Annotated in this window: 20 protein-coding genes; 9 read left to right on the top strand and 11 right to left on the bottom strand. The window is 71.3% G+C overall.

The window, feature by feature from the left end; genetic code table 11:
* Positions 1–210, bottom strand: a 210-nt coding sequence (locus VGF64_09625; GenBank protein ID HEY1635005.1) for a winged helix-turn-helix transcriptional regulator, incomplete at its 3' end; no start/stop codon positions are given.
* 192 nt (positions 211–402) lie between these two features.
* Between VGF64_09625 and VGF64_09630 the strand changes: the two genes are divergently transcribed.
* From VGF64_09630 to VGF64_09640, 3 genes are all read left to right on the top strand, one after another.
* Positions 403–846 (top strand): hypothetical protein, encoded by a 444-nt coding sequence (locus VGF64_09630; GenBank protein ID HEY1635006.1) that lies wholly within the window; start codon positions 403–405, stop codon positions 844–846.
* A 1-nt stretch (position 847) separates the two neighbouring features.
* Positions 848–1,987, top strand: coding sequence for a class I tRNA ligase family protein (locus VGF64_09635; protein ID HEY1635007.1), 1,140 nt, complete (start codon positions 848–850; stop codon positions 1,985–1,987).
* Between the two features lie 152 nt (positions 1,988–2,139).
* On the top strand, positions 2,140–2,412 hold the full coding sequence (locus VGF64_09640) for a hypothetical protein (protein ID HEY1635008.1): 273 nt from the start codon (positions 2,140–2,142) through the stop codon (positions 2,410–2,412).
* A 49-nt stretch (positions 2,413–2,461) separates the two neighbouring features.
* Here VGF64_09640 and VGF64_09645 read toward each other — a convergent pair whose 3' ends face one another.
* Together VGF64_09645 and VGF64_09650 are read right to left on the bottom strand one after the other, a co-directional pair.
* On the bottom strand, positions 2,462–2,896 hold the full coding sequence (locus tag VGF64_09645) for a hypothetical protein (protein ID HEY1635009.1): 435 nt from the start codon (positions 2,894–2,896) through the stop codon (positions 2,462–2,464).
* An 86-nt stretch (positions 2,897–2,982) separates the two neighbouring features.
* The gene (locus tag VGF64_09650; protein HEY1635010.1) at positions 2,983–4,326 is read right to left on the bottom strand and encodes a serine/threonine-protein kinase; all 1,344 of its coding nucleotides are present in this window, start codon (positions 4,324–4,326) and stop codon (positions 2,983–2,985) included.
* Between the two features lie 101 nt (positions 4,327–4,427).
* Between VGF64_09650 and VGF64_09655 the strand changes: the two genes are divergently transcribed.
* From VGF64_09655 to VGF64_09665, 3 genes are all read left to right on the top strand, one after another.
* Positions 4,428–6,026, top strand: coding sequence for a gamma-glutamyltransferase (locus VGF64_09655; GenBank protein ID HEY1635011.1), 1,599 nt, complete (start codon positions 4,428–4,430; stop codon positions 6,024–6,026).
* A gap of 92 nt (positions 6,027–6,118) precedes the next feature.
* Positions 6,119–7,165 (top strand): alkaline phosphatase family protein, encoded by a 1,047-nt coding sequence (locus tag VGF64_09660; protein ID HEY1635012.1) that lies wholly within the window; start codon positions 6,119–6,121, stop codon positions 7,163–7,165.
* A gap of 17 nt (positions 7,166–7,182) precedes the next feature.
* Positions 7,183–8,517 (top strand): alkaline phosphatase family protein, encoded by a 1,335-nt coding sequence (locus VGF64_09665; GenBank protein ID HEY1635013.1) that lies wholly within the window; start codon positions 7,183–7,185, stop codon positions 8,515–8,517.
* Between the two features lie 65 nt (positions 8,518–8,582).
* Here the strand turns inward: VGF64_09665 and VGF64_09670 are convergent, their stop codons facing one another.
* The 7 genes from VGF64_09670 to VGF64_09700 form a co-directional block, all read right to left on the bottom strand.
* On the bottom strand, positions 8,583–11,393 hold the full coding sequence (locus tag VGF64_09670; GenBank protein ID HEY1635014.1) for a penicillin acylase family protein: 2,811 nt from the start codon (positions 11,391–11,393) through the stop codon (positions 8,583–8,585).
* 116 nt (positions 11,394–11,509) lie between these two features.
* Positions 11,510–11,899, bottom strand: a complete 390-nt coding sequence (locus tag VGF64_09675; GenBank protein ID HEY1635015.1) for a hypothetical protein — start codon at positions 11,897–11,899, stop codon at positions 11,510–11,512.
* Positions 11,900–11,941: 42 nt separating this feature from the next.
* On the bottom strand, positions 11,942–12,934 hold the full coding sequence (locus VGF64_09680; GenBank protein HEY1635016.1) for a tetratricopeptide repeat protein: 993 nt from the start codon (positions 12,932–12,934) through the stop codon (positions 11,942–11,944).
* 62 nt (positions 12,935–12,996) lie between these two features.
* Entirely contained in the window at positions 12,997–14,244 is a 1,248-nt protein-coding gene (locus VGF64_09685; GenBank protein HEY1635017.1) for an acyl-CoA dehydrogenase family protein, read from the bottom strand.
* A gap of 20 nt (positions 14,245–14,264) precedes the next feature.
* Positions 14,265–14,687 (bottom strand): MaoC/PaaZ C-terminal domain-containing protein, encoded by a 423-nt coding sequence (locus tag VGF64_09690; GenBank protein HEY1635018.1) that lies wholly within the window; start codon positions 14,685–14,687, stop codon positions 14,265–14,267.
* Between the two features lies 1 nt (position 14,688).
* Positions 14,689–15,204: a MaoC family dehydratase N-terminal domain-containing protein gene (locus VGF64_09695; protein ID HEY1635019.1), complete on the bottom strand. Its 516-nt coding sequence runs from the start codon at positions 15,202–15,204 to the stop codon at positions 14,689–14,691.
* Positions 15,205–15,265: 61 nt separating this feature from the next.
* The gene (locus VGF64_09700) at positions 15,266–16,624 is read right to left on the bottom strand and encodes an ECF-type sigma factor (GenBank protein ID HEY1635020.1); all 1,359 of its coding nucleotides are present in this window, start codon (positions 16,622–16,624) and stop codon (positions 15,266–15,268) included.
* Positions 16,625–16,942: 318 nt separating this feature from the next.
* Here VGF64_09700 and VGF64_09705 point away from each other — a divergent pair, with 318 nt between their 5' ends.
* The 3 genes from VGF64_09705 (at position 16,943) to VGF64_09715 (ending at position 19,927) form a co-directional block, all read left to right on the top strand.
* Entirely contained in the window at positions 16,943–17,674 is a 732-nt protein-coding gene (locus VGF64_09705; GenBank protein ID HEY1635021.1) for a maleylpyruvate isomerase family mycothiol-dependent enzyme, read from the top strand.
* Positions 17,675–17,705: 31 nt separating this feature from the next.
* Entirely contained in the window at positions 17,706–18,485 is a 780-nt protein-coding gene (locus VGF64_09710) for a methyltransferase domain-containing protein (GenBank protein HEY1635022.1), read from the top strand.
* A 95-nt stretch (positions 18,486–18,580) separates the two neighbouring features.
* Positions 18,581–19,927, top strand: coding sequence for a M20/M25/M40 family metallo-hydrolase (locus VGF64_09715; protein HEY1635023.1), 1,347 nt, complete (start codon positions 18,581–18,583; stop codon positions 19,925–19,927).
* Between the two features lie 82 nt (positions 19,928–20,009).
* Here VGF64_09715 and VGF64_09720 read toward each other — a convergent pair whose 3' ends face one another.
* Positions 20,010–20,453, bottom strand: a complete 444-nt coding sequence (locus VGF64_09720; protein HEY1635024.1) for a hypothetical protein — start codon at positions 20,451–20,453, stop codon at positions 20,010–20,012.
* Positions 20,454–20,702 lie beyond the last annotated feature (249 nt).

Below are 20,702 nucleotides of genomic sequence, written 5' to 3' on the forward strand. Positions count from 1 at the left end.
GGTCAGCTGACGGACAAGCGTGCTTACCGTGTTCGGCGCCAGCCTCAGCTCCTGGGCGGCGTCCGCGATCGACACCCCAGGCCGACGGCGGACCAGACGCAGCAGCTCCAGCTGGGCCCCGGTCAGCGAGGACAGCTCCACCGGTCGGCCCGCCTGGCGACGGCCGGCGCGACGTATCGAGGCAATGTTCGTCAGCAGCTCGTCAGCCATCCGCTGAGCATCGGCACCGGGTAGGACGCGATGCGAACCCGCGGCAGGGCCGGTCGACGCGTTCCGGGGCGGTGAGGGCAGCGTGCGGGATGCCATTTCGATCCCAGAATACCTCTGTGACAGAGGTAATGCGAACACGCACATCTCCGAGGCATGGGTAGGGTGGCGAACGTTCGACCACGAGGAGGAACGATGACCACGTGGGAGGATGCGCCAGATGCCTTCCGGCGAGCCATCGAAGCTCTCGAAGCTGTACCCGCTCCCGCACAGGTGGCAGCCCTCCAAGAGCTCGCCAAGGACAACGGGGAAGACCTGGCGGAAGAGCTGGCCCGTGTCCTCGTGGCGCGCAAGGTTGGCCGTCAGTGGGTCGACCAGGTGTCCGAATCACGAGTGCTCGAGAAGGCCACGAGCGTCATGCGAGCGGCCGTCGAGGCGGGCGAGCTGAGCGAGCAAATGATGGACGAGGTCTTGGCCGCGGGTGACCTACGGTCCAAGGTGGCCGAGTTCGTTGCCAACGGGTACATCCTCAGCTCGCCAGCGCCCAACCCCGAGCTGAGGCAGATAGTGCGAGGCGAGGCGCGCGCAGCCAGCCTGGACGACGAGGTGGCCCGTTACCTGCGAGACCAGGTGGCCTGACATGCCGTGGAGTCTGAACGAGCCCGGCAGCGGAGCGACCATACCCGTAGCCCGGGTGGGAGGGGTTCGCCTACCGACAGTTGGCCGGGCGCGGGTGTACGTGTGTGGAATCACGCCGTACGACACCACGCACCTGGGCCACGCCGCTACCTTCGTGTGGGCCGACGTCGCCGCCCGTGTCCTGCGGTCAGCCGGAGCGCAGGTGGAAGTCTGCCGCAATGTCACCGACATAGACGATCACCTTCTCACCGAGGCGAAGGCGTCAGGCGTGCCGTGGCGGTCGTTGGCCGTGCAGCACACCTATCGCTTCGAGCGGGACATGACCGAGCTGGGCGTTCCCCGACCTTCGTATGAGCCCCGCAGCTTCGACCACGTCAATGAGGTCATCGCCCTTGCCGCCGAGCTCCTCGGCGGCGGCGTCGCCTACGAGCGCAACCAGTCGGTGTACTTCAGGGCCGATGGCATCCTGCAGCGGGCCGGGCTCAGCCGGGAGGAGGCCCTCGCCCTCGCCGCCGAGCGCGGTGGGCATCCGGATGATCCCGACAAGGACGACCCGCTCGATGCCGCCATCTGGCAGCGCTCGATCGGCGACGAGCCGGCATGGGAGAGCCCCTGGGGGCAGGGGCGACCCGGTTGGCACGCCGAGTGCACCGCCATGGCCCTGGCCACCTTCGGGCCTTCGATCGATCTGCATGCCGGTGGTGCCGACCTGGCCTTCCCTCATCACGCATACGAGGCAGCCCAGGCCGAGGCCTTCACGGGTGTCGCGCCCTTCGCCCGCGCTTGGATGCACGTCGGCTCGGTCATGGTGGACGGCCGCAAGATGGCCAAGTCGGCCCGCAACCTCGTGTTCGTCAACGACCTGCTGGAGCGCTGGCCGCCAGGCGCCGTGCGGCTCCTGATCCTGTCCCGCCCTTGGCGGGAGCCCTGGGAGTTCGACGAGACCCAGTTGGAGCGGGCCGCCGCTGAGCTCGAAGGCCTCTGGCACTACGACCCCAAGCCGGGAGTCACCGAAGCGGCAGCGGTAGAGGTGCGCCAGGCGCTCCTCGACGACCTTGACGTGGCCCGCGCAGTGAGCATCGCCAGGGAGGCCGGAGGTCAGGTCCAGCGGGACCTGGTGAGCTTTCTGGGCCTGACCTAGTCGCCGGTGCTTCGTCACGTCGATAGGATCGGATTGGTTCTCCGGCGACGGGTCCCGCCGGGGCCAGTGCGCTGGCCGGCCCGCCCGAGCCAATGGCTCGGGATGATGGTCCCTGATCCGCAGAGCACACATCATTCCGGGGTGGGACAAGCATGGAGTCTGGCAGGGCGTCCAACAACGAGGATCTCGACGCTGCCGTCGAGAAGTTCCTGGCCGCGGCGTACGAGCTCGCCCAGTCGCCGATATCGGCCTTCAACGACGCTGCCGAGGCGCTGGCCGGCAAGGCCGATCGAGACCGACGGGTCATCGAGCGGGCCCGCCGGGTGGTGCAGACCCGGCTGCAGACCGGGCCCGACCACCTGACGAAGCAGGTGCTGTCCCTCCTGCGGCGCGCCCTCGAGCTCGGCGAATGGGACTGGGAGTGAGGATCACAAATGGTGCAGGTCCAGCCGCCTCACTCAGGCGGTCACCGGATCAGGCGGCGTGGGGGCGGTAGGACACGAGCGTGGCGTCAGCGGCGGCCGGTCCCACCTGGCCCCTGATGGCCGAGGCGAGCAGCGACACCGATGCTCCCGTCATGTACAGATCGGCACCTGCATCCCGCATTCGGGATACCGGTCCGGCCAGGCCGACCGATCCGAATCCTGTGGGTGGCTCCACCACGACGACCTGGGCCGAGGGGAACGTGCGCTTCAGCGACCTGATCGCTCCCGGGCTGCACGGTCGGCACAGCACCATGTCGCTCTCTACGGGGGCCGTCCGCACGTCGTCGACCTCGAAGTCGGGTCCGAGCGCCGTCGTCAGCGCGTCCCGCGCCGACGGAGTCATGGGGAAGGTCACGACGACCCGAGCGCGCTCCCCCAAGGGGCGGGACGCGTTCGCGGTGGGGACCAACGTCGCTGCCTTCATGGCCCCCCATGGTGCACGTCGCGCCTGGGGCCCGCCCGCGTCCCCGCTGAGTGTCAGCTCCGAAGCTCAGCTCGCCCCGTCGGCGCTCAGTCGCAGTACTGGTGCATCGCCTGCTCGATGGCGCGCTCCCGGGTGGCGAAGGCTCTGTCGGCAGCCTGGCGAGCAGCGTGCGACTCCACCGTCTTGTCGAACTTGGCCTGCTCCTGCGCCAGCGCCCGGCGCTCGGCGGTCAGCGCCGAGCAACTGATCGAGGTCGTCGGTGTCGTCGCGATCGTGGCGGGGACCCGGGCGGTCTGCGTCGTGGGCGGCGACGTCGTCGAGGTCGCGGGTGGAAGCGTCGTGAGGGGAACGGACGAAGGCGGCGCCGTGCTCGAGGGAGGGGGCGCAGCCGCAGCTGTGGGGTGACGTCCCCCCCTCATCAGGAGGAGGGCGGCCACGACGACGACGAGGAGCGAGAGCGCCACGCCCCCTCCGACCAGCAATGCCCGGCGAGACGACCGGCGCCGCCGCCCGGTGTCGCCGCCGGGGTCGGGATAGGGGTCGGTCGGCGGCCCGAACCCGACAGTCGCGGCAGGGTCGGCGACGGCCCTGGAGAGGGCGGCGGCCATCTGCGACGCGGACGTGAAGCGATCGAGCGGTCTGGGAGCCAGCGCCCGGGCGACGACGGCACCGAGGGCCGGTGAGAGGTCGGGGCGGTAGATCTCCGGCGGCACGAGCTCGCCCCGCTCGGCGGCCATGGCGAGCCCCAGCGCGGTCTCGGCATCGAACGGCGGTCGCCCCGCGAGCGCCTCGTACAGCACGACCCCCACAGCCCAGACGTCGGAGGCTACGGTCGCCTGCTCGCCCGCAGCCCGCTCCGGCGCCAGATAGCGCGGTGTCCCGATCACCTCGCCCGTGGCGGTGAGATCGACGTCGGCCGGCGCCGGCCCGAGGGCCTTGGCGATCCCGAAGTCGGTGACTTTCGCGTTGCCGTACTCGGTGAGCAGGATGTTCGCCGGCTTGATGTCGCGATGCAGGATGCCGGCGCGGTGGGCGGCGTCCAGCGCGTCGAGGACCTGGCTGATCAGCCGGACCGCCTCTTCCTGGCCCATCGGGGGATCCTGGAGCCGCTGGGCCAGTGTCCCCCCGGTCACGAGCTCCATGACGATGCACGGACGCCCGTGGTCCTCACCGACGTCGTACACGGTGGCCAGGTTGGGATGCAAGAGCCGGGCCGCGGCGCGCGCTTCGGCCGACAGTCGGCGCCGGAGCGCCTCGTCGCCCGCGTCCTGCGCCCGCAGTAGCTTGACCGCCACCGGGCGACCCAGCCGGGTGTCGAGACCCTCGTAGACCTCGGCCATCCCTCCCCTCCCGATGCACGGCCCCACGAGGTATCGGTCGGCCACGGACCAGACCGCGGCACCGGCAGAGGCGGTGTGATCCCCGGTCATCGTCCCCAGTCTGGTCCCGCCGGCACCAGCGCTGTCCAATGGGGCGCGCCCAGCCGACACGGCTGTCAGGACGCGAAACGCGGACGTCCTATGCTCCCCCCGTGCCGGAGCTTGCCCCTGCCGCCACGATCCGGGCGGGGCGGGGCATGGTCTGCGCCGTCGACCACCTGGCCGCCGGCGCCGGCGGAGCCATGCTCCGGGCCGGGGGAACGGCGGCGGACGCGGCCGTCGCCGCCAGCGCCGTCCTCGCCGTCACCTCACAACACCTGTGCGGTATGGGCGGCGACCTCCTCGCCGTGATCCACACGGGGAGCGGCCCGCCGCTGGCCCTCAACGCTTCGGGCCGGGCGGGATCGGGAGCCGACCCGGCGCGCTTGCGGGCCGAGGGTCACACGCGGATGCCGCCGCTTGGCGACATCCGCGCCGTTCCCGTGCCCGGCTGTGTCGACGGCTGGCTGGCGCTGCACGAGCGGTTCGGACGCCTAGACCTGGCCGCCGTGCTCGAGCCCGCCCGGTCCTACGCCGAGGAGGGCTTTCCCGCCTCGCCGACGCTAGCGGCCATGGCGCCCACCGTGGCGCACCTTCCCGAAGCCAGCGACTACTCCCGCCACGGCCGTCTTCGAGCCGGGACGATCCTCCAGAGGCCGGGGGTGGCAAGGGCGCTGGCCGCCATCGCCCGAGACGGGCGACGGGGCTTCTACGAGGGCGAGTTCGGCGCCGGGCTGCTGGCCCTCGGCGACGGCGAGCACGTCGAGGCCGACCTGGCCCGACCCCAGGCCGACTGGGTCCCCGCTCTCGAGCTAGCCGCTTGGAGCCACCGTCTCTGGACGGTTCCGCCGAGTTCGCAGGGTTACCTCACCCTGGCCGCGGCCTGGATCGCCGAGGGTTTGCCGCTGCCCGAGGATCCGGACGACCCGCGCTGGGCGCATCTGCTCATCGAGGCCACCCGCCAGGCGGCATTCGACCGCCCCGCCGTGCTGCACGAGGGCGCGGACGGCGCCGCGCTCCTTGCTCCGCAACGGCTGGCTCTCCGCCGGGCGGCGATCGACCCGGAGCGCGCTTCGGTGCTCGAGCAACCGGCCATCATCGGCGACACGATCGCGCTCTGCGCCGTCGACCACGAACGACGGGGCGTCTCGCTGCTCCAGTCCAACGCCGCGGGCTTCGGATGCCACCTCGTTGTTCCGGGTGTTCGCATCTTCCTCCACGACCGAGGAGTCGGCTTCTCGCTGCAACCGGGACACCCGGCCGAGTACGGACCGGGCCGGAGGCCACCCCACACCCTGTCGCCCACGCTGGTGACGGCCCAGACCGGCGAGCTGCGGGCCGTGACTGGGACCATGGGGGGCGACAGCCAGCCCCAGATCCTCCTCCAGGTGCTGGCCCGCGCCCTCGCCGTCGGCCAGGGAGCGGGCGACGCCATCGCCGCCGGCCGTTGGGCCCTCGCGCCCCCCGCCCAGGCATCGGCCTCGTCGATCGGCTTCGACACCTGGGACTCGGGAGGGCAGGTGGACGTCAGGATCGAGGGTCACGCGCCGCTGGGATGGGACTCGGGCCTTCGCCTGCGGGGTCACTCCGTCGTCCGCGAGGCCCCCTACAACGGCAGCTTCGGCCACGCCCACCTGATCGCGGTCCACGACGATCACCTGGCGGGCGCAACCGACCCACGACCTCGGTCGGGAGGCGTGTCGGCCTGGTGAGGGGCGCCATCCCCGGGAGTGAACCCTCAGTGAACGAGCAGGAGCGGGCCCCACTGGCGGTGAAGAGACAGCATGTGCTGGGACGGCGGGTGATGAGGAAGCGCGCCGCGTGGCGTCGGATCGCGCTCTCGGCCGCCCTGGTGACATCGGGCACGGTCGGCGTCGCCCTGGCTTCGGCGAGCTCTGCCCAGGCCGCCCCCAGGGCGCTCGAGGGGATACCCAGGCTGAGCCACGTGTTCGTGATCGTGCTCGAGAACGAGGACTTCGACTCGACCTGGGGGCCGACGAGCCCGGCCAAGTTCCTCAACAGCATCGTGCCGTTCGGTGTGCTGGCCAACAACTACTACGGCGTGAGCCACAACAGCGCCGACAACTACATCGCCATGACCAGCGGTCAGCCCCCGGCGCCGCAGTTCCAGGCCGACTGCCCCAACTGGGAGCTGTGCGAGGCCTCGGAGAAGCTCACGCCCGGTGGAGGTCGCAGCATCGCCGATCAGCTCACGAGCGCTCACCTGTCCTGGGGCGCCTACATGGAGTCCATGGCGACGCCCTGCCAGCACCCCTCCGCCACCCAGGCGAGCGATCCGTACCAGACCGGCTACGCCACCCGCCACGACCCGTTCGTCTATTACCCGCCGATCGTCGAGAACACGGCCCGGTGTGATTCACACGTGCGCCCCTATTCGGATCTGGCGCGGGCCCTTCCGTCGGGACAGGTACCGAACTACGTGTTCATCACGCCCAACACCTGTGACGACGGCCACGACTCGCCGTGCGCCAACGGCCAGCCCGGGGGGCTGCCGGCGGCGGACCGCTGGATACAAGACAACATCCACTCGATCGTCGGATCGCCTGCTTACAAGAACAACGGCGCCCTGTTCATCACCTTCGACGAGGCCAGCACCTCCGACACCAGCGGGTGCTGCGCCACCGGGATCGGCAGCAACGGCACGAACGGCGGCGGACGCATCGGACTGTTGATGTTCTCGCCGCTGGCCAGAAATCTTCATGCTACCGACGCCTTCTACGACCACAACTCGCTGCTACGCACGATCGAGGACGCCTTCGGCATCCGCGAGCATCTCAACAACGCGGCCTCGCCCAAGGTGCATCCGATGACCGACCTCTTCCGTCACTGACGGGGGGCGGAACTGTCGTGGTTGTCTCCCGTCGTGAGTTCCTGAAGGGTGCCGGCGCCGCTGGCGCCGCGGCCGCCGCCAGCATGGCGGGGCTTCCTCGGGCCTTCGCCCAGACCACTGCGAGCCTGCCGCCCCCGGCGCACAGCGGCATCGACCACATCGTCGTGATGGTCATGGAGAACCGATCCTTCGACCATTTCCTCGGGTGGGTCCCGGGTGCCGACGGTCGGCAGGACGGGCTGTCGTACCGGGACGCAGGCGGCCGGTGGCACGACACCCACCACCTGCTGGACTGGTCGGGGTGCGGGTTCAACGATCCCGACCACTCCGTGGAGGGAGGCCGCACCCAGCTCGACGGCGGTCGCTGCGACGGCTTTCGGCAGGGAGCCAACGACGACTACGCCCTCGGCTACTACCTGCCCGAGGACGTCCCCGTGAACAAGTTCCTGGTCGACCACTTCACCGTGTGCGACCGGTGGTTCTGCTCGATCCTCGGCCCGACGTACCCGAACCGCTTCTACACCCACACGGCAACCACCGACCGCCTCGAGAACACCATGACCCAGTCCACCCTGCCCACCATCTGGGACAGGCTCGCCGCCGCCGGGGTGCCGGCCAACTACTACTTCAGCGATCTTCCCTTCCTCGCCCTCTGGGGCCAGAAGTACCTCCCCCTCGCCCGGCGGGTCGAGGCCTTCTTCGCCCAGGCCGCCTCCGGAACCCTGCCTCCGTTCAGCTACATCGACCCGTACTTCGTCGGCGAGGAGCAGGGCGGGTCGAACGACGACCATCCGCACGCCGACATCCGCCGGGGCCAGGCCTTCCTCGCCCAGGTCGTCCAGGCGCTGATGGCGAGCCCCACCTGGGATCGCACGGTCCTGGTCATCACCTACGACGAGTGGGGAGGCTTCTTCGAGCACGTCGCGCCGCCCCGGCTGCCGGACCGGACCTCGGCGCCGGCGCTGCAGCTCGGACAGGCGGGCTTTCGCGTGCCCGGCTACCTCGTCTCCCCCTTCGCCCACCGGCGTCAGGTCAACTCGAGCCTGTTCGACCACACGTCCATCCTCAAGATGGTCGAGTGGCGCTTCGGTCTCCGCCCCCTCCAGCCCCGCGACGCCGGCGCCCGCAACCTGGCCACGGCGCTCGACCTCGGATCCCGCAACCCGACCCGACCCTCCGCGGTCCCGACGGTGGTCGACCCCGGACCGCACCTGTGCCAGGGCGACAACTCCTTCGGGCTCGGGTCGGGCTCGACCGGCTCCACTGGCGGCGGAATGGCGAACAGCGAGGCGTTCTGGCAGGAGCTGGCCCACTCGTCGCTCATGCGAGGGTGGGACGGGGCGTCGGCCTAGCCTCCGACCTGCGCGCCTCCGAACCGTCGCGCTCACTCACCACCCTTCGCCCTGCCGAGCCGCTCTCAGCGGGGGCGGTGGCGGGGGAACTCGACGGCCTGCTGGAAGGTGGGGCGGTTCTGCCAGTCGATCGCCGGCTGGCCCACCAGGCCGGTGGTCTGCGCCTCGATGTCGTCGTAGGCGGGCATGGTCACACCGGCCGACTTGGTCGCCGTGTCCGCGGTCCACGCGGGGACCGGGGCGCCACCGTTGACCGCCACCAGTGCGTCGTAGGTGGCCTGGAGGGCGTTGCCGACGCTCGTGGAGCAGTCGGCGAGCCCGCCGGGACCGCACACGTGGTCGGTGACGGCGGAGGAGAATGGCTGGGCGACGGGCTCGCCGTCGAGCTGCCGCAGCAGCTTCTGGGCGTAGCCCTCCCAGCCGGTCCCGTAGGCGTCGCCCTGGTGGGAGCCGCCGCTGTGCGGAGCGCTCACCAGCTGCTCCATCGGCATGGCCGTGTACCCGCTCGAGGAGCCGTCCTGGGTCTGCACCCCGCCGGCGGCGAAGATCGGATCGAACAGGGCCCGCACCAGCCGCGGCTCGAGCTCGTCCATGATGGCGACGGCGGCGGCGTCGCGATACTGGGTGTCCGACGGCGAGGCCTTGTGACGTTGGGCGCCGGCAGCCAACCACCCCCGCAGCTGGCCGAGCATGGCCGTGACCCCCGCGCTGGCCGGCCGCCCGGCTTCGAAGGCCACCAGCTCGGGAAGCACCTGGCGGCCGTCAAGATCCACCGCGGCGGCGGTCTCCATGGCGGTCACCAGGTTGGCCCGGGTGATCTTCTGGTTGTGGATGGCGAGCTGGTGGTGGATCTCCTGCATGAGGGACTGCACCCGCTGGACGAGTCCCTGGCTGTAGTCGTCGTCCGCCGCCGAGAATCCCGGCGCCGGTTTGTTGTTCCAGCTGGTCAGGAAGCCTTGCGGGGGATCGACCTCGTGCGGGTGCTGCTCGGCGGGCAGGAACCCCCGCCACTCGCTGCCACCCGTGCCCCAGGTGGGCAGGTTGGGATCGACGTTCGAGGGGCGGACGGGGTCCCACCCGCTCACGTAGTAACCGATGTCCTTGTTGTCGACATAGAACCAGTTGAACGTGTAGCTGATCTGCTCGGCCCCGGTCATCCACGAGCTGACATCGTGGGTCAGGCTGGGGTCGGCCCAGCGAAGGAAGCCCACCCCGGAGTCGGCCTCGTGGTTGTAGGTGCTCCGCTGGTTGACCACCGCCACCGGCCTGCCCTGGTCCGCCGTCGTCCAGCCCTGCACGATCCCGTGGACCGTCAGGTAGACGTCTCGGGTGACGACCGCCGGCGCGCCCAGCCCGCCGGGCTTGGGCACCGCCGCCTCGGTGAAGGTGTGGTGCTCCATCGGCACGCACTTGCCGTCGAACAGGTAGTCGTGGCCCTGGGCCGCGGGAGCTCCGCCGGCGGGATCGCAGATCTGCTCGAGGCGCTGATCGGTGTTGTCGGTGCCGGCGGAGGTCGCCGACCAGGCGTAGTCCTCGCCCCGACCCAGCTCCACCAGGCCGGTGCCGGGGAAGCTGGCCCCCTCGGCCTGGTATCCGGGGGCGTGGACGTCCTCCTCCATCAGGATCTGGGGCGCGTAGTAGCCCACCTGGGGCCCCATTACGGCGAGCGGCCGACCGCTCGCCGAGTGGTGGGCGTCGACGAGCAGGGCGTTGCTCATCTGGCGGGGCAGGGCGAGGAGCCCGATGGCGTCCTGCAGGGCGGTGGGGTTCGGCTTGGTCAGGTCGCAGTTGGCCGTCGTGCTGGTGGGTCCGCCCTGGAGCGGCGCGCCGGGCTGGTCGGGAAGGGCGGTCGTCGCCGGGTCGACTGTGCCGGGGATCTCGTACGGAAAGCGCTGGTCCGTGATGGTGGTCGGCGCGCCCGGGTCGTTCTGCTCCTTCAGGTCACCGAAGGCCGCCGCACCCGGCGAAGCGCCGAGCTGATGCTGCAGGTAGCCGAGCAGGGCGGCATTGCGCACCTCGGCGCCACCGCCCCTTCCGAAGATCCCCCCGATGAGTGCCGCGACGTAGATCACGTCGCTCGGCTGCCACGGCTGGGGCGGTGCCAGGGCTGCGGCGTAGTCGGCCGGCAGCAGCGAGGGGTCGGTCCTCGTCCGGGCGATGTAGGCGTTGACGCCGGCGACGAACGAGCTCAGCATCGACTGCAGCTGGGCCCCGGCGGCACCGTACTCGTGCGGCAGGGCGTCGAGCTGGGCCTGGGCCTGCTGCGGGGTGTAGGGGGCGAGGAGGAGCTCGTCGTGATCCATCTGCTCGAAGGCGCAGGCTGGCCCGAGGAACTCCGACAGGGTGGCCTGGCCGTAATGGCGCAGGACGTCCATGAGGAAGAGCCGGTCCTCGGCCTGGGCGTACCCGATCCCGTAGGCGGCGGCGCCCTGGCTGTTGCTGTAGACGTGGGGCATGTCGTGGCCATCGCGGTAGATGGCTACGGGTTCGCTCGCCGACGGGTGTTCGACCCTGGTCACGTCCTGGGGCCGGACCCCGAAGGAGGCGTCGTCGTAGTAGCTGGTGAGGCCGGCGTCGGTAAGACCGGGCGAGGCGTAGAGGAGGCCTGCGTACTTGCCGAGCTGGTCCTGGTTCGCCGGCGGCCGCTGCCCCGCGGCCTCGAAGGCGAGAGCCTGGGCCGGATTGACGAGCCCGTTCTCCCCCGGGGGCAGGATCGACAGGGCGTTGCCGTCGGCGAAGTCGTTGGCCCGGTATGTGGGAGCGAGGTTCGAGGCTGCGCCTGCAGTGGCACCGGCCCCCGTCACCGCCACGCTGCCGGTCAGCGCCGTCGCCAGGAGGACGCCAGCCGCGATCCTCAGCGGTACCCGCACAGCCACGCCCCAGCCCAACCTTCCTGTCCCGCTCAGTGGACCCGCCGCCCAGCGGGCGGGCCGGCGACGGGTCTGCGATCGCCGCCGGACAGATATTCGGCGCCGGGGGCTGGGTCCCTGTCCTAGCCCCGCCCGCCCTCGGCGGCCGGTTCACCGGACGCGCCCGGCCGGAGAGCTCCCCGCTCGGTGGCCCCCCCGTGGGCTCCCTCGGCCTGGGTCGGCGCCGGGCTGAGGCCGCGCAGCTTGTCGGCGAGCTCGCCCGCCCTCTCGGGATCGGCATAGGCAGCGGCGGTGGCGGCGTCGATCCCCGCGGCGGCGGTGGCGTGGATGCCGAAGAAGGCTATGACGATGACCCCCACCACACCCGTCACCGAGCCGATCACGGCCACGATGTCGATGGCGCTGCCGAACTTCCACACGGTGCCGGCGAAGACGCCGGCGACCACCACGAGGCCGACGATGACAACGACGGCCCCCGTGAGGTTCCGCCACTTGTCAGCCGCGCTCGGCATCTCGATACCTCCGTGAGGGCCCCCCGACGAGTGGCCTGGAGGTTACCGCCTGACGGGTGGCGTGCGTCGTGGTGTCCAGCTGGGGTCGGCCAGTCGATGCCAGCGCGCGGCCTCGGTCGCGTCACCGCGCCGGTCGAGGGCGGCCGCCAGGTTGCCCATTCCCCGGACGTCGCCGGCCTCGGCGGCGCGGCGATACCACCTCTCGGCCTCGTCCACCTGGCCCCGCCGTTCGAGCATGGCCCCCAGGTTGTTCATGGCGTCGCTGTGCCCTCCCTGGGCTGCCCGCCGGTACCACAGCTCGGCCTCTCGAAGATCACGCCGTCGCTGGAGCACCGCCCCGAGGTTGTTCATGGCGTGCGTGTGGCCGGTGGCGGCCGCCTCCCGGTACCACTCCTCGGCCTCCTCGGGCTCGTCGTGGGCTTCGAGATGCACACCGAGGTTGTACATGGCATCGGCGAAGCCGGCCCCGGCCGCCCGCCGGTACCACTCCTCGGTGCGTTCGGAGCTCACTCCTTCGGAGAGGACCCCGAGGTTGTACATGGCCCGGGCGTGGCCGGACCAGGCCGCTTCTGCGAACAACCCCTTCGCCTCCACAAGGTCGCCTCGCACGGCAATCATGACCCCGAGATCGGCGATGGCATCGATGTCGCCCGTGCCGGCCGCCCACCGAAAGCACTCCTCCGCCTTGGCGGCGTCACTGTCCTCGAGCTTCTTTCCGAGGGTATAGAGGGCCCGGGCGTGACCGCGTTCGGCCGGTCGGTGCCACCGCCGAAGGATCTGGGTCACTCCTCGGAGGCCGGCCTGCAGGCGCTGGTGCCCACTCCGGGTCGGGACCGGATCGTCGTGCACGGCAACGGGCGGGGGCGGTCCCGGGATCGGGGGCGCTCCCGGGATCGCGGGCAGGCCCGCCACGTCACCGGCGGCCTCGGCCTCGGCGCGGCCCTCGGCAAGGCCGAGCTCGGCGCTGATGGGGTCCCGGGCGGTGGAGCCCGGAGCAGAGCCTGGATCGGGGCCGAGGTGGCGGTCGTCCTGCACGGCCACACCTCTGTGTTCTCTGTGGGGCGGTCCCGCACCTCTCTGGCCGGGGCCCTTTCCGCTCAGCGGCGAGGGTCGACCGCGTTCTTCCGGACGTCGCGGAACGGGATGTCAGCGTCCAGGCGGGCCGCTCGCGGAAGGCCGAGCACCCGCTCGCCGATGATGTCGCGCTGGATCTCGTCGGTGCCGCCTGCGATGGACACGGCCGGGACCGAGACGAGGACCTCGGCGACGACGCCGTCCAGCGGCCCGTCGGCGCCTGTCAGCATCGCCCCCGCCCCAGCGATCAGGGTGTGGGTCCGGGCGGCGGCCCGGGCGATGGCGCTGGCGCTCAGCTTGCCGATCGAGCCCTCCGGCCCGGGAGGCCGGCCCAGGGCGCGGGCCGCCCTCGCCCGCTCGGCCGTCCACTGCGCCGTGCGCGCCAGGGCCAGGAGCCGGGTGACCTCCTGGCGCACCACGGGATCGTCGTTCCGACCGGTCGCCTTGGCTCGATCGGCGACGAGATCGGCCCGCCCCGCCCGCTGCGGGTACCACTTGTAGGGCTCGAGGCTGACCGCGATCTCACGCTCCGCCTCGCGCACAGCCCGCCCGCTCCCCCACGAGGCCGGCCGCCCACGCATCCCCGAGAACAACCGCCGCTCGTGGGCCAGCGTCGTGTGGGCCACGGTCCAGCCGTCACCGACACGGCCGATGACGTTGGCCGCTGCGACCCTCGCGTCGGTCAGGAACACCTCGTTGAAAGACGCGTGCCCGTTCATCTGGCGCAGGGGCCGGACCTCCACGCCCGGCTGGTCCATCGGGAAGCCGAAGTAGGTGATCCCGCGGTGTTTGGGGGCATCCCAGTCGGTGCGAGCCAGGAGCATCCCGAAGCGAGCGTGATGGGCGCTCGTGGTCCAAACCTTCTGCCCGCTGACCACCCACTCGTCACCGTCCCGCTCGGCGCGCGTGGTGAGCCCGGCGAGATCCGAGCCGCTACCCGGTTCGCTGAACAGCTGGCACCACGTGTCCTCCCCGGTGACGATGGGCCGAAGGAGCCTGGCCTTCAGGTCGTCCGAGCCGTGCTGGAGGATCGTCGGCGCAGCCAGCAGCATTCCCGAGCCCTGGGGGGGCCCGACGGCACCCACCCGGTCGAACTCCCGCTCGACGACATCGGCCGTCGCCGCCGGAAGACCTCGTCCGCACCACTCGGCGGGCCACGTCGGGGCGCCCCAACCGGAGTCGGCGAGCAGCTCACGCCAGGCGATCAGGCTCAGATCGGGGTCCCAACGCGCCGACAGCCACGCCCGGACCTCGGCGGCGACGGCGGTCACCCGGCGCGCGCTCCCAATCCTCAGGGATCGAGTCGAGCAGTGGCCGTGCCCGAGAAGACCTCGAGCCCGTCCTGGTTCACGGTGCGCACGGTCAGCTCGACGACGTCCGCGCCGCCCTCGCTTCGGACACCGGCGACACTCGCGCTGGCGACGAGCGTGTCCCCCGGCCACACCTGGGACGTGAACCGGCCGCCGAAGCCGAGCAGGCGGCCATCGCCCACGAAGTCGGTCAGCATCCGCCCGGTCATCGCCATCGTCAACATCCCGTGGGCGAACACCGACGGGTACCCGGCCACCTTGGTGGCGAACACTTCGTCGGTGTGCAGCGGGTTGTAGTCACCCGAGGCGCCGGCGTACTGGACGATCTGGGTGCGCTTCAGGTCCTCGACGACCGGCTCCTCGAAGACGGCGCCGACCTTCAGCTCGCTCGCCCGCAGCGCCATCTCAGCCCGCCGCCCGCTCGGTGCGAACCCCGACGGCGCGCGCCGTCACCACGAGCTCACCGTCCTGGTTGCGGTACTCGGTGATCATCTCGGCGAACATGAGCTTGCCGGCACGGCGCCCCTCCTTCTCCCACGTCGCACCCGGGCGTGTCGTCGCCGACAGCACGTCTCCCACGCCGAGCGGCCGGTGGTACTCGAAATGCTGCTCGGCGTGGAGACCCCGGCCGACTCCGCCGCCCGCCGGAGCCGAGGCGCTGTCGCGTGGCCGACCGCCGCTCCCGGCCGTGCCCGACGGCTCCCTGCCCGACCCGAACCAGGGTTCGCCGATCTTCGGCCGCAGCGGATAGTCCGGATCGAACTGGGCACTGGCTTGCACGAACGTCGGCGGTGCGATGATGCGTCCCACTTCGGTCGACCGCGCCCGGTCCTCGTCGTAGTAGACGGGGTTGGGATCGCCGGCGCTCCGGGCGAACATCATGATGTGGCCGGCTTCGATCGGAAAACGCTCCACTGCCACCACCGACCTCCTCGGGTCACCAGTCGTGGGTTGAACCCTACCGACTGGCGCCTCGAGCGCGTCAGGGGAGCAGGTTCGGCAGAGTGATCTTGGGCAACGTGACCGGTGGCGGTGGCAGCGTCACTGGTGGCACGGTGACAGGGGGTAGCCGCGGTGGGAGCTGGGGAACGATCGAGGTCGGCGGCGGTGTGCTGGGCGTCCCCGGGAGCAGCCCGCTAGTGGTAGCACCCCCGCCTCCGGTCGGCGCCCTGCCACCGCCACTGGCTGCGGTGGTCGCGGTGGAGGCACCGCCTGTCGCGGCCGCCGTGGACGTCGACGTGGTCGGTGCGCTGGTCGTCGGCACCGGGGTCTGGCTGCCCGAGAGGAGGTAGGGGCCCGCTCCTCCGGGGGCCCCGGACTGGTTGATCTCCGTCGGCGCCGCGGCCGCAGGGGCAAGTCCTCCGGAGCCCGGGCCGTGCGTGAGCAGGGGCCCGCTCACCACAGCGGCGCCGATGATGCCCAGACCCATGACGGCCAGCGCCGCACCGGCGAGCGGCTTGCGACCGGAGGTGGGGAAGGAGAGCAGGCCCAGTCGCGTCCTGGGGACGACGGTGGCCGCGTTGGCCGCGTCCTTCCACCTGCTGGTGGCCATGGCCACCAGCGTGGGCGGGACCGGAACGGCGATCGGGGCGAGCATGGCGCCGAGGTCGTCCAGCTCGGCCTCCCGAGCCTGGCAGTCGTTGCACCTGGGCAGGTGCCTCTCGACGTGGGCCAGCTTTGGCGGCGCCAGGCTGTGGGCGATGAAGGCGGCGAGGTGCTCGACGACCGGTCGGCAGCCCGCAGGCACGGGCCCGCGCAGCTGGGCCTGCAGGTACCGTTCGCGCAGTCCCGCGTGGGCCCGGTGGCTGAGCTGGGCCAGGCCGTTGCTCGACACCCCGAGGACCGCGGCCGTCTCGGCGACGCCGGCGCCGCCCACCTCGGTCAGCCACAGCACCGAGCGCCACCGCTCGGGCAGGCTGCGGTAGGCCGCGGTGACGACCGGAAGTCGGGAGCCCGCCTCGCCCTCGACCTCGGCCGCGCCGTCGTCCCTGGCCGCTGCCGCCCCCGGCTCGCCGGCGGCTTCATGGTGGGGGCGCCTGGCCGCCTCGATGGCGGCGGCGCGGGTCGCGGTGAGCAGCGCCGTCTCGAGCTCATCGGGGCTGTCGAACCGCGCCGGCCGGCCCGGCCTGAGCACTCTGACGAAGGCCTCCGCCACCGCAGCGGCGGACTCCCGGGGCTCCCCGGTCACGGCGTAGGCGAGATCCCACGCCGGGGCGAGGTGGCGCTGGCACAGGTACTCGAAGGCTGCGACACCTTCTTCCTGCGTCTGGCGGGCGACCTTCGCATCGCCGGGCGACGAGTGGTCGGCCCCGGCGAACCGTGACGGCTCGTCGCCTCGCATGACCTGCACTGACGGCCCTCCTTGCTGCCGGAGTCCCCCCACCTGGATTCGCCCCTGACACCGGACGTCGTAGTCCTTCGTGGTCCGGTGCCTCCTCGGCGACATGATCACCTCGATGGAGCACGACCGCAATGGTCAGAGTTGTCCATTTTCAGCCGCCTGATGGACTAGTTCGTCGGGCGCGGGGCGGACGTACCAGTTCGGCGGGCAACTAGTCCGTCGGGAAAGGTACACGCCGTCCCCCGCACGGGGGACCGCTGCCCTCGCTCATCGGATCCAGCCCCGGCGCAGGGCCCGCCGTGTGCGAGAGTCGTGGCCGTGGAAGCGAGCGACCACCTCACCGCCATCGCCTCCGACGGTGCTGCCCTCGCCGACACGGCGGCATCGGAGTTGGAACATCCAGTGCCCTCGTGCCCGGGTTGGGACATGGGCAAGCTCGCACTGCACGTCGGCCTGGTGCACATGTGGGCAGGCGAGAGCATCCGCCGGCGAGCACCCGAGGGAGTGGACCGCGCCACGCTCCCGCGGGCACCGGACGGACCAGGACGCATCCCGTGGCTGCGAGACTCGACCGCGTGCCTCGTCGACGCGCTCGAGGCCGCCGACGACGACGATCCAGCGGGGAACTGGCGGGGGGGACCAGCCAACGCGGCCTTCTGGAGACGACGGATGGCACACGAGACGGCGGTGCACCGCTGGGACGCCCAGGCGGCGCTGGCTCGGCCGGAGCCGATCAACGCCCAACTGGCGGCGGATGGCATCGCCGAGGTGGTCGAGGTCCTCCTCCCCCTCTTGATCCACCAGCCCGCGAACGCCTCGGCCATCGGCACCCTCCACCTTCACTGCACCGACACCACTGGAGAGTGGTTGCTGTCCGTGGAGAACGGACGACTCGCCGTGTCTACCGGTCACGCCAAGGCCGACGCCGCGCTCCGCGGCGGTGCCTCCGAGCTCTTCCTGACCTGCTGGGGACGGCGATCCGGAGCGGCCCCAGAGGTCCTCGGCGACCAGGCCGTGGCCGACCGGTGGCTGGCGACAATGGGCTGGTGAGGGGTCCTGAGGGGGCGGTCGGGACGACGCCGTGAGCGACGGCTGGGACCCCGACCAGTACGCGAGGTTCAGGGACGAGCGGGCGGCGCCCTTCTTCGACCTGCTCGCCCTGGTCCGCCCGGTGCCGGACGGGTCGGTGGCCGACCTCGGATGCGGCACCGGGGAGCTCACCGTCACAGCGCACGAGCGTCTCGGTGCCCGCCGAACTCTCGGGGTCGACTCTTCGCGGGCGATGCTGGCCAGGGCCACGGAGCTCGGCGCTGCGGGCGTCGCTTTTGCCGAAGGCGACATCGCCGACTTCGCCAGCGCCGAGCGGCTCGACGTGGTGATCTCCAACGCCGCGCTGCATTGGGTCGCCGACCATCCGGCCGTGCTGGCCCGGTGGACGGCGGCGCTCGGAGAGGCGGGTCAGCTGGCGGTCCAGGTCCCGGCCAATGCCGATCATCCTGCCCACGTTCTGGCGACCGAGCTCGCCGAGGAGGAGCCCTTTCGTTCCGCCCTCGGCGGCGCCCCGCCCCCTGACCCGGTGCGACGGGTGCTCAAGCCCGAGGACTACGCGTCGATCCTGGACGAGCTGGGCTTCGCCCAGCAGCACGTGCGCCTCCAGGTCTACGGCCATCGGCTCGCCTCGACAGCGGAGGTGGTTGAGTGGGTGAGGGGGACGAGCCTGACCCGGTACTCCTCACGTCTTCCCGACGAGCTGTTCGGCGAGTACCTCGACCGGTACCGCAGCCGACTCGTCGAGACTCTCGGGACGCACGAGCCCTACTTCTATCCGTTCAAGCGCATCCTCTTCTGGGGCGCGAGATAGCGGCGCGGGTGACGATGGGATGCTGTGCGATGCTGGGACAGCCGCCGAGCAGACAGCGGGGGGTGCCGGACGGACCTCGACCGAAAGGAGCGGGTGTGACCGTCGTCGACGAGGTGACCGACCTCCTCCAGCATCTGATCCGCAACGCCTGCGTGAACGATGGGACCCCCGAGTCCGGCCATGAGGTGAGGAGCTCCGACCTCCTGTCGTCGTACCTCGAGGGGTCAGGGCTGGATCTCGAGCGTTACGAGGCGCTGCCAGGTCGCGGCAACCTCGTGGCTCGCATCGAGGGCAGCGATCCGACGGCCCCCTCGTTGCTGCTCATGGGCCACACCGACGTGGTTCCGGTCACCGCGGCGCGATGGCGGCGGGATCCGTTCGGCGGCGAGCTCGTCGACGGCGAGGTCTGGGGGCGGGGCGCAATCGACATGCTGAACGAGACCTCCGCCATGGCCGTGGCGTTCAAGGCCCTCGCCGCCGAGGGCTGGCGGCCGCGTGGCACGCTCGCCTACCTCGCCGTAGCCGACGAGGAGGCCCTCGGGACCTTCGGAGCCGACTGGATGCTGCGGTGGCACCCCGAGGCGGTGCGCGCCGACTACGTGCTCACCGAGTCGGGTGGCTTCGAGATTCCCCTGCCGTCGAGGTCCGGTCCGAAACGCTCGATGATGGTGGGCGAGAAGGGCACCCACTGGGTGAAGCTGCGGGTGCGGGGCACGGCTGGTCACGGATCGATGCCGTTTCGCAGCGACAACGCGCTTGTCAAAGCGGCCGAGGTGGTACGTCGGATCGCCGAGTACGAGCCCGACACCGATATCAACGACGTCTGGCGCGGGTTCGTGAGCAAGGCAGACCTGCCGGACGAGATCGCTCGCATGCTGATCGATCCCGGCGCGCTCCGCTCGTTCGTCCAGGAGAGCGAGGACATCGGAGTGGCGCGCATGGCGCACGCGGCGACGCACACGACGTTCGCCCCGACCATCGCCCACGGAGGTACGAAGACGAACGTCATCCCCGACAGCGTCGAGCTCACGGTGGACGTCCGCACCCTGCCGGGTCAGACGGCTGAGGACATGGGCCAGATGCTCGAGCAGGCGCTCGGTGATCTGGCCAGCCAGGTCGACATCGACGCACAGAACACCGACGAGGCGACGAGCTCGCCGGTCGACACGCCCCTGTGGGATTCGATGCAACGGGTCACCAGCCGGCTGAGCCCTGGCTCCACCAATGTCCCGTTCATGATCGTGGGCGCCACCGACGCTCGGTTCTTCCGCCGGGCTGGATCGGTCGCCTATGGCGCCGGTCTGTTCAGCGACCGCATCTCGTTCGCCGACTTCGCGTCGATGTTCCACGGCGACGACGAGCGCATCGACCAGGAGTCCCTCCGGCTGTGCACGGAGTTCTTCGAGGAGGTGGCTCGGGACCTGCTTGGCGGTGCCCGGTGACGCTCGGGCCCGCTGCTCGATCGCCATCTCTCGGGACTCGGCGTCGAGCCCCGGAGCCTGGGCGCCTCGGGCGGTCCCCCCTCTACGCGGGGGTCGTGCGCGGAGTTGGGCGCGCCACCCCCCACAGCAGCATCGCGCTGCCGGCGACCAGCACGATCGTCCCGACGCTCTCCACGACGAGTGAGACACCGGCCCAGGGAGCGGCCAAGGTGTCAGTGAAGCCGAACAAGCCGACGTAGACGCTGAGCAGGAACCCGCCGATGGTGGACACCAGGAACCCGGCCGTCGCCAGGGCAGCGAGCAGTCGGCGGGACGCAGCCAGGACGACGGCGAGCACGACGCCAGCGATGCCCTGGAACAGGAACAGGGGCCCGATGGTCGGGATGCTCCGGTACCCGGCGGCCCACAGGTGGAGGTGGATGGCACCGGAGGCCGCCGCCAGCGCCGCCCCGACCAGCAGCATGATGGTCGTCGCGAACCGCACGATCGTGGACCCGCTCGGTCCCGCCGTGGCGTAGGTCGGCATCCGATAAACGCTGGTCAGCATAGGTGACTCCGGACTCCGACGCGACGACAGTGGCACGACGGCTCGCTGCCAGGTCATACGGCCGGGGCCAGCGACGAGATTGCCGAGAACGCCGTCAGGTCTGGTTGACCTCGCCACCGCGCCCAGAGGTCGCCGCCGCACCGTCGAGCCTCTCGGCCAGGTCGGCAACGAGCTCGGCGAGGTCGTCGCGGGACGCCTTCGCCTCGAGGGCCATCCGCATGGCAGCCA

It is taken from the genome of Acidimicrobiales bacterium, assembly GCA_036491125.1.
In the GTDB taxonomy this organism is placed as follows: Bacteria; Actinomycetota; Acidimicrobiia; order Acidimicrobiales; family AC-9; genus AC-9.

Coding starts and splice junctions, on each gene's coding strand:
- VGF64_09645 (HEY1635009.1), bottom strand. CDS start 2,896: ATGAAGGCAGCGACGTTGGTCCCCACCGCGAACGCGTCCCGCCCCTTG.
- VGF64_09630 (HEY1635006.1), top strand. CDS start 403: ATGACCACGTGGGAGGATGCGCCAGATGCCTTCCGGCGAGCCATCGAA.
- VGF64_09660 (HEY1635012.1), top strand. CDS start 6,119: ATGAGGAAGCGCGCCGCGTGGCGTCGGATCGCGCTCTCGGCCGCCCTG.
- VGF64_09700 (HEY1635020.1), bottom strand. CDS start 16,624: ATGCGAGGCGACGAGCCGTCACGGTTCGCCGGGGCCGACCACTCGTCG.
- VGF64_09650 (HEY1635010.1), bottom strand. CDS start 4,326: ATGACCGGGGATCACACCGCCTCTGCCGGTGCCGCGGTCTGGTCCGTG.
- VGF64_09635 (HEY1635007.1), top strand. CDS start 848: ATGCCGTGGAGTCTGAACGAGCCCGGCAGCGGAGCGACCATACCCGTA.
- VGF64_09640 (HEY1635008.1), top strand. CDS start 2,140: ATGGAGTCTGGCAGGGCGTCCAACAACGAGGATCTCGACGCTGCCGTC.
- VGF64_09675 (HEY1635015.1), bottom strand. CDS start 11,899: ATGCCGAGCGCGGCTGACAAGTGGCGGAACCTCACGGGGGCCGTCGTT.
- VGF64_09720 (HEY1635024.1), bottom strand. CDS start 20,453: ATGCCGACCTACGCCACGGCGGGACCGAGCGGGTCCACGATCGTGCGG.
- VGF64_09690 (HEY1635018.1), bottom strand. CDS start 14,687: ATGGCGCTGCGGGCGAGCGAGCTGAAGGTCGGCGCCGTCTTCGAGGAG.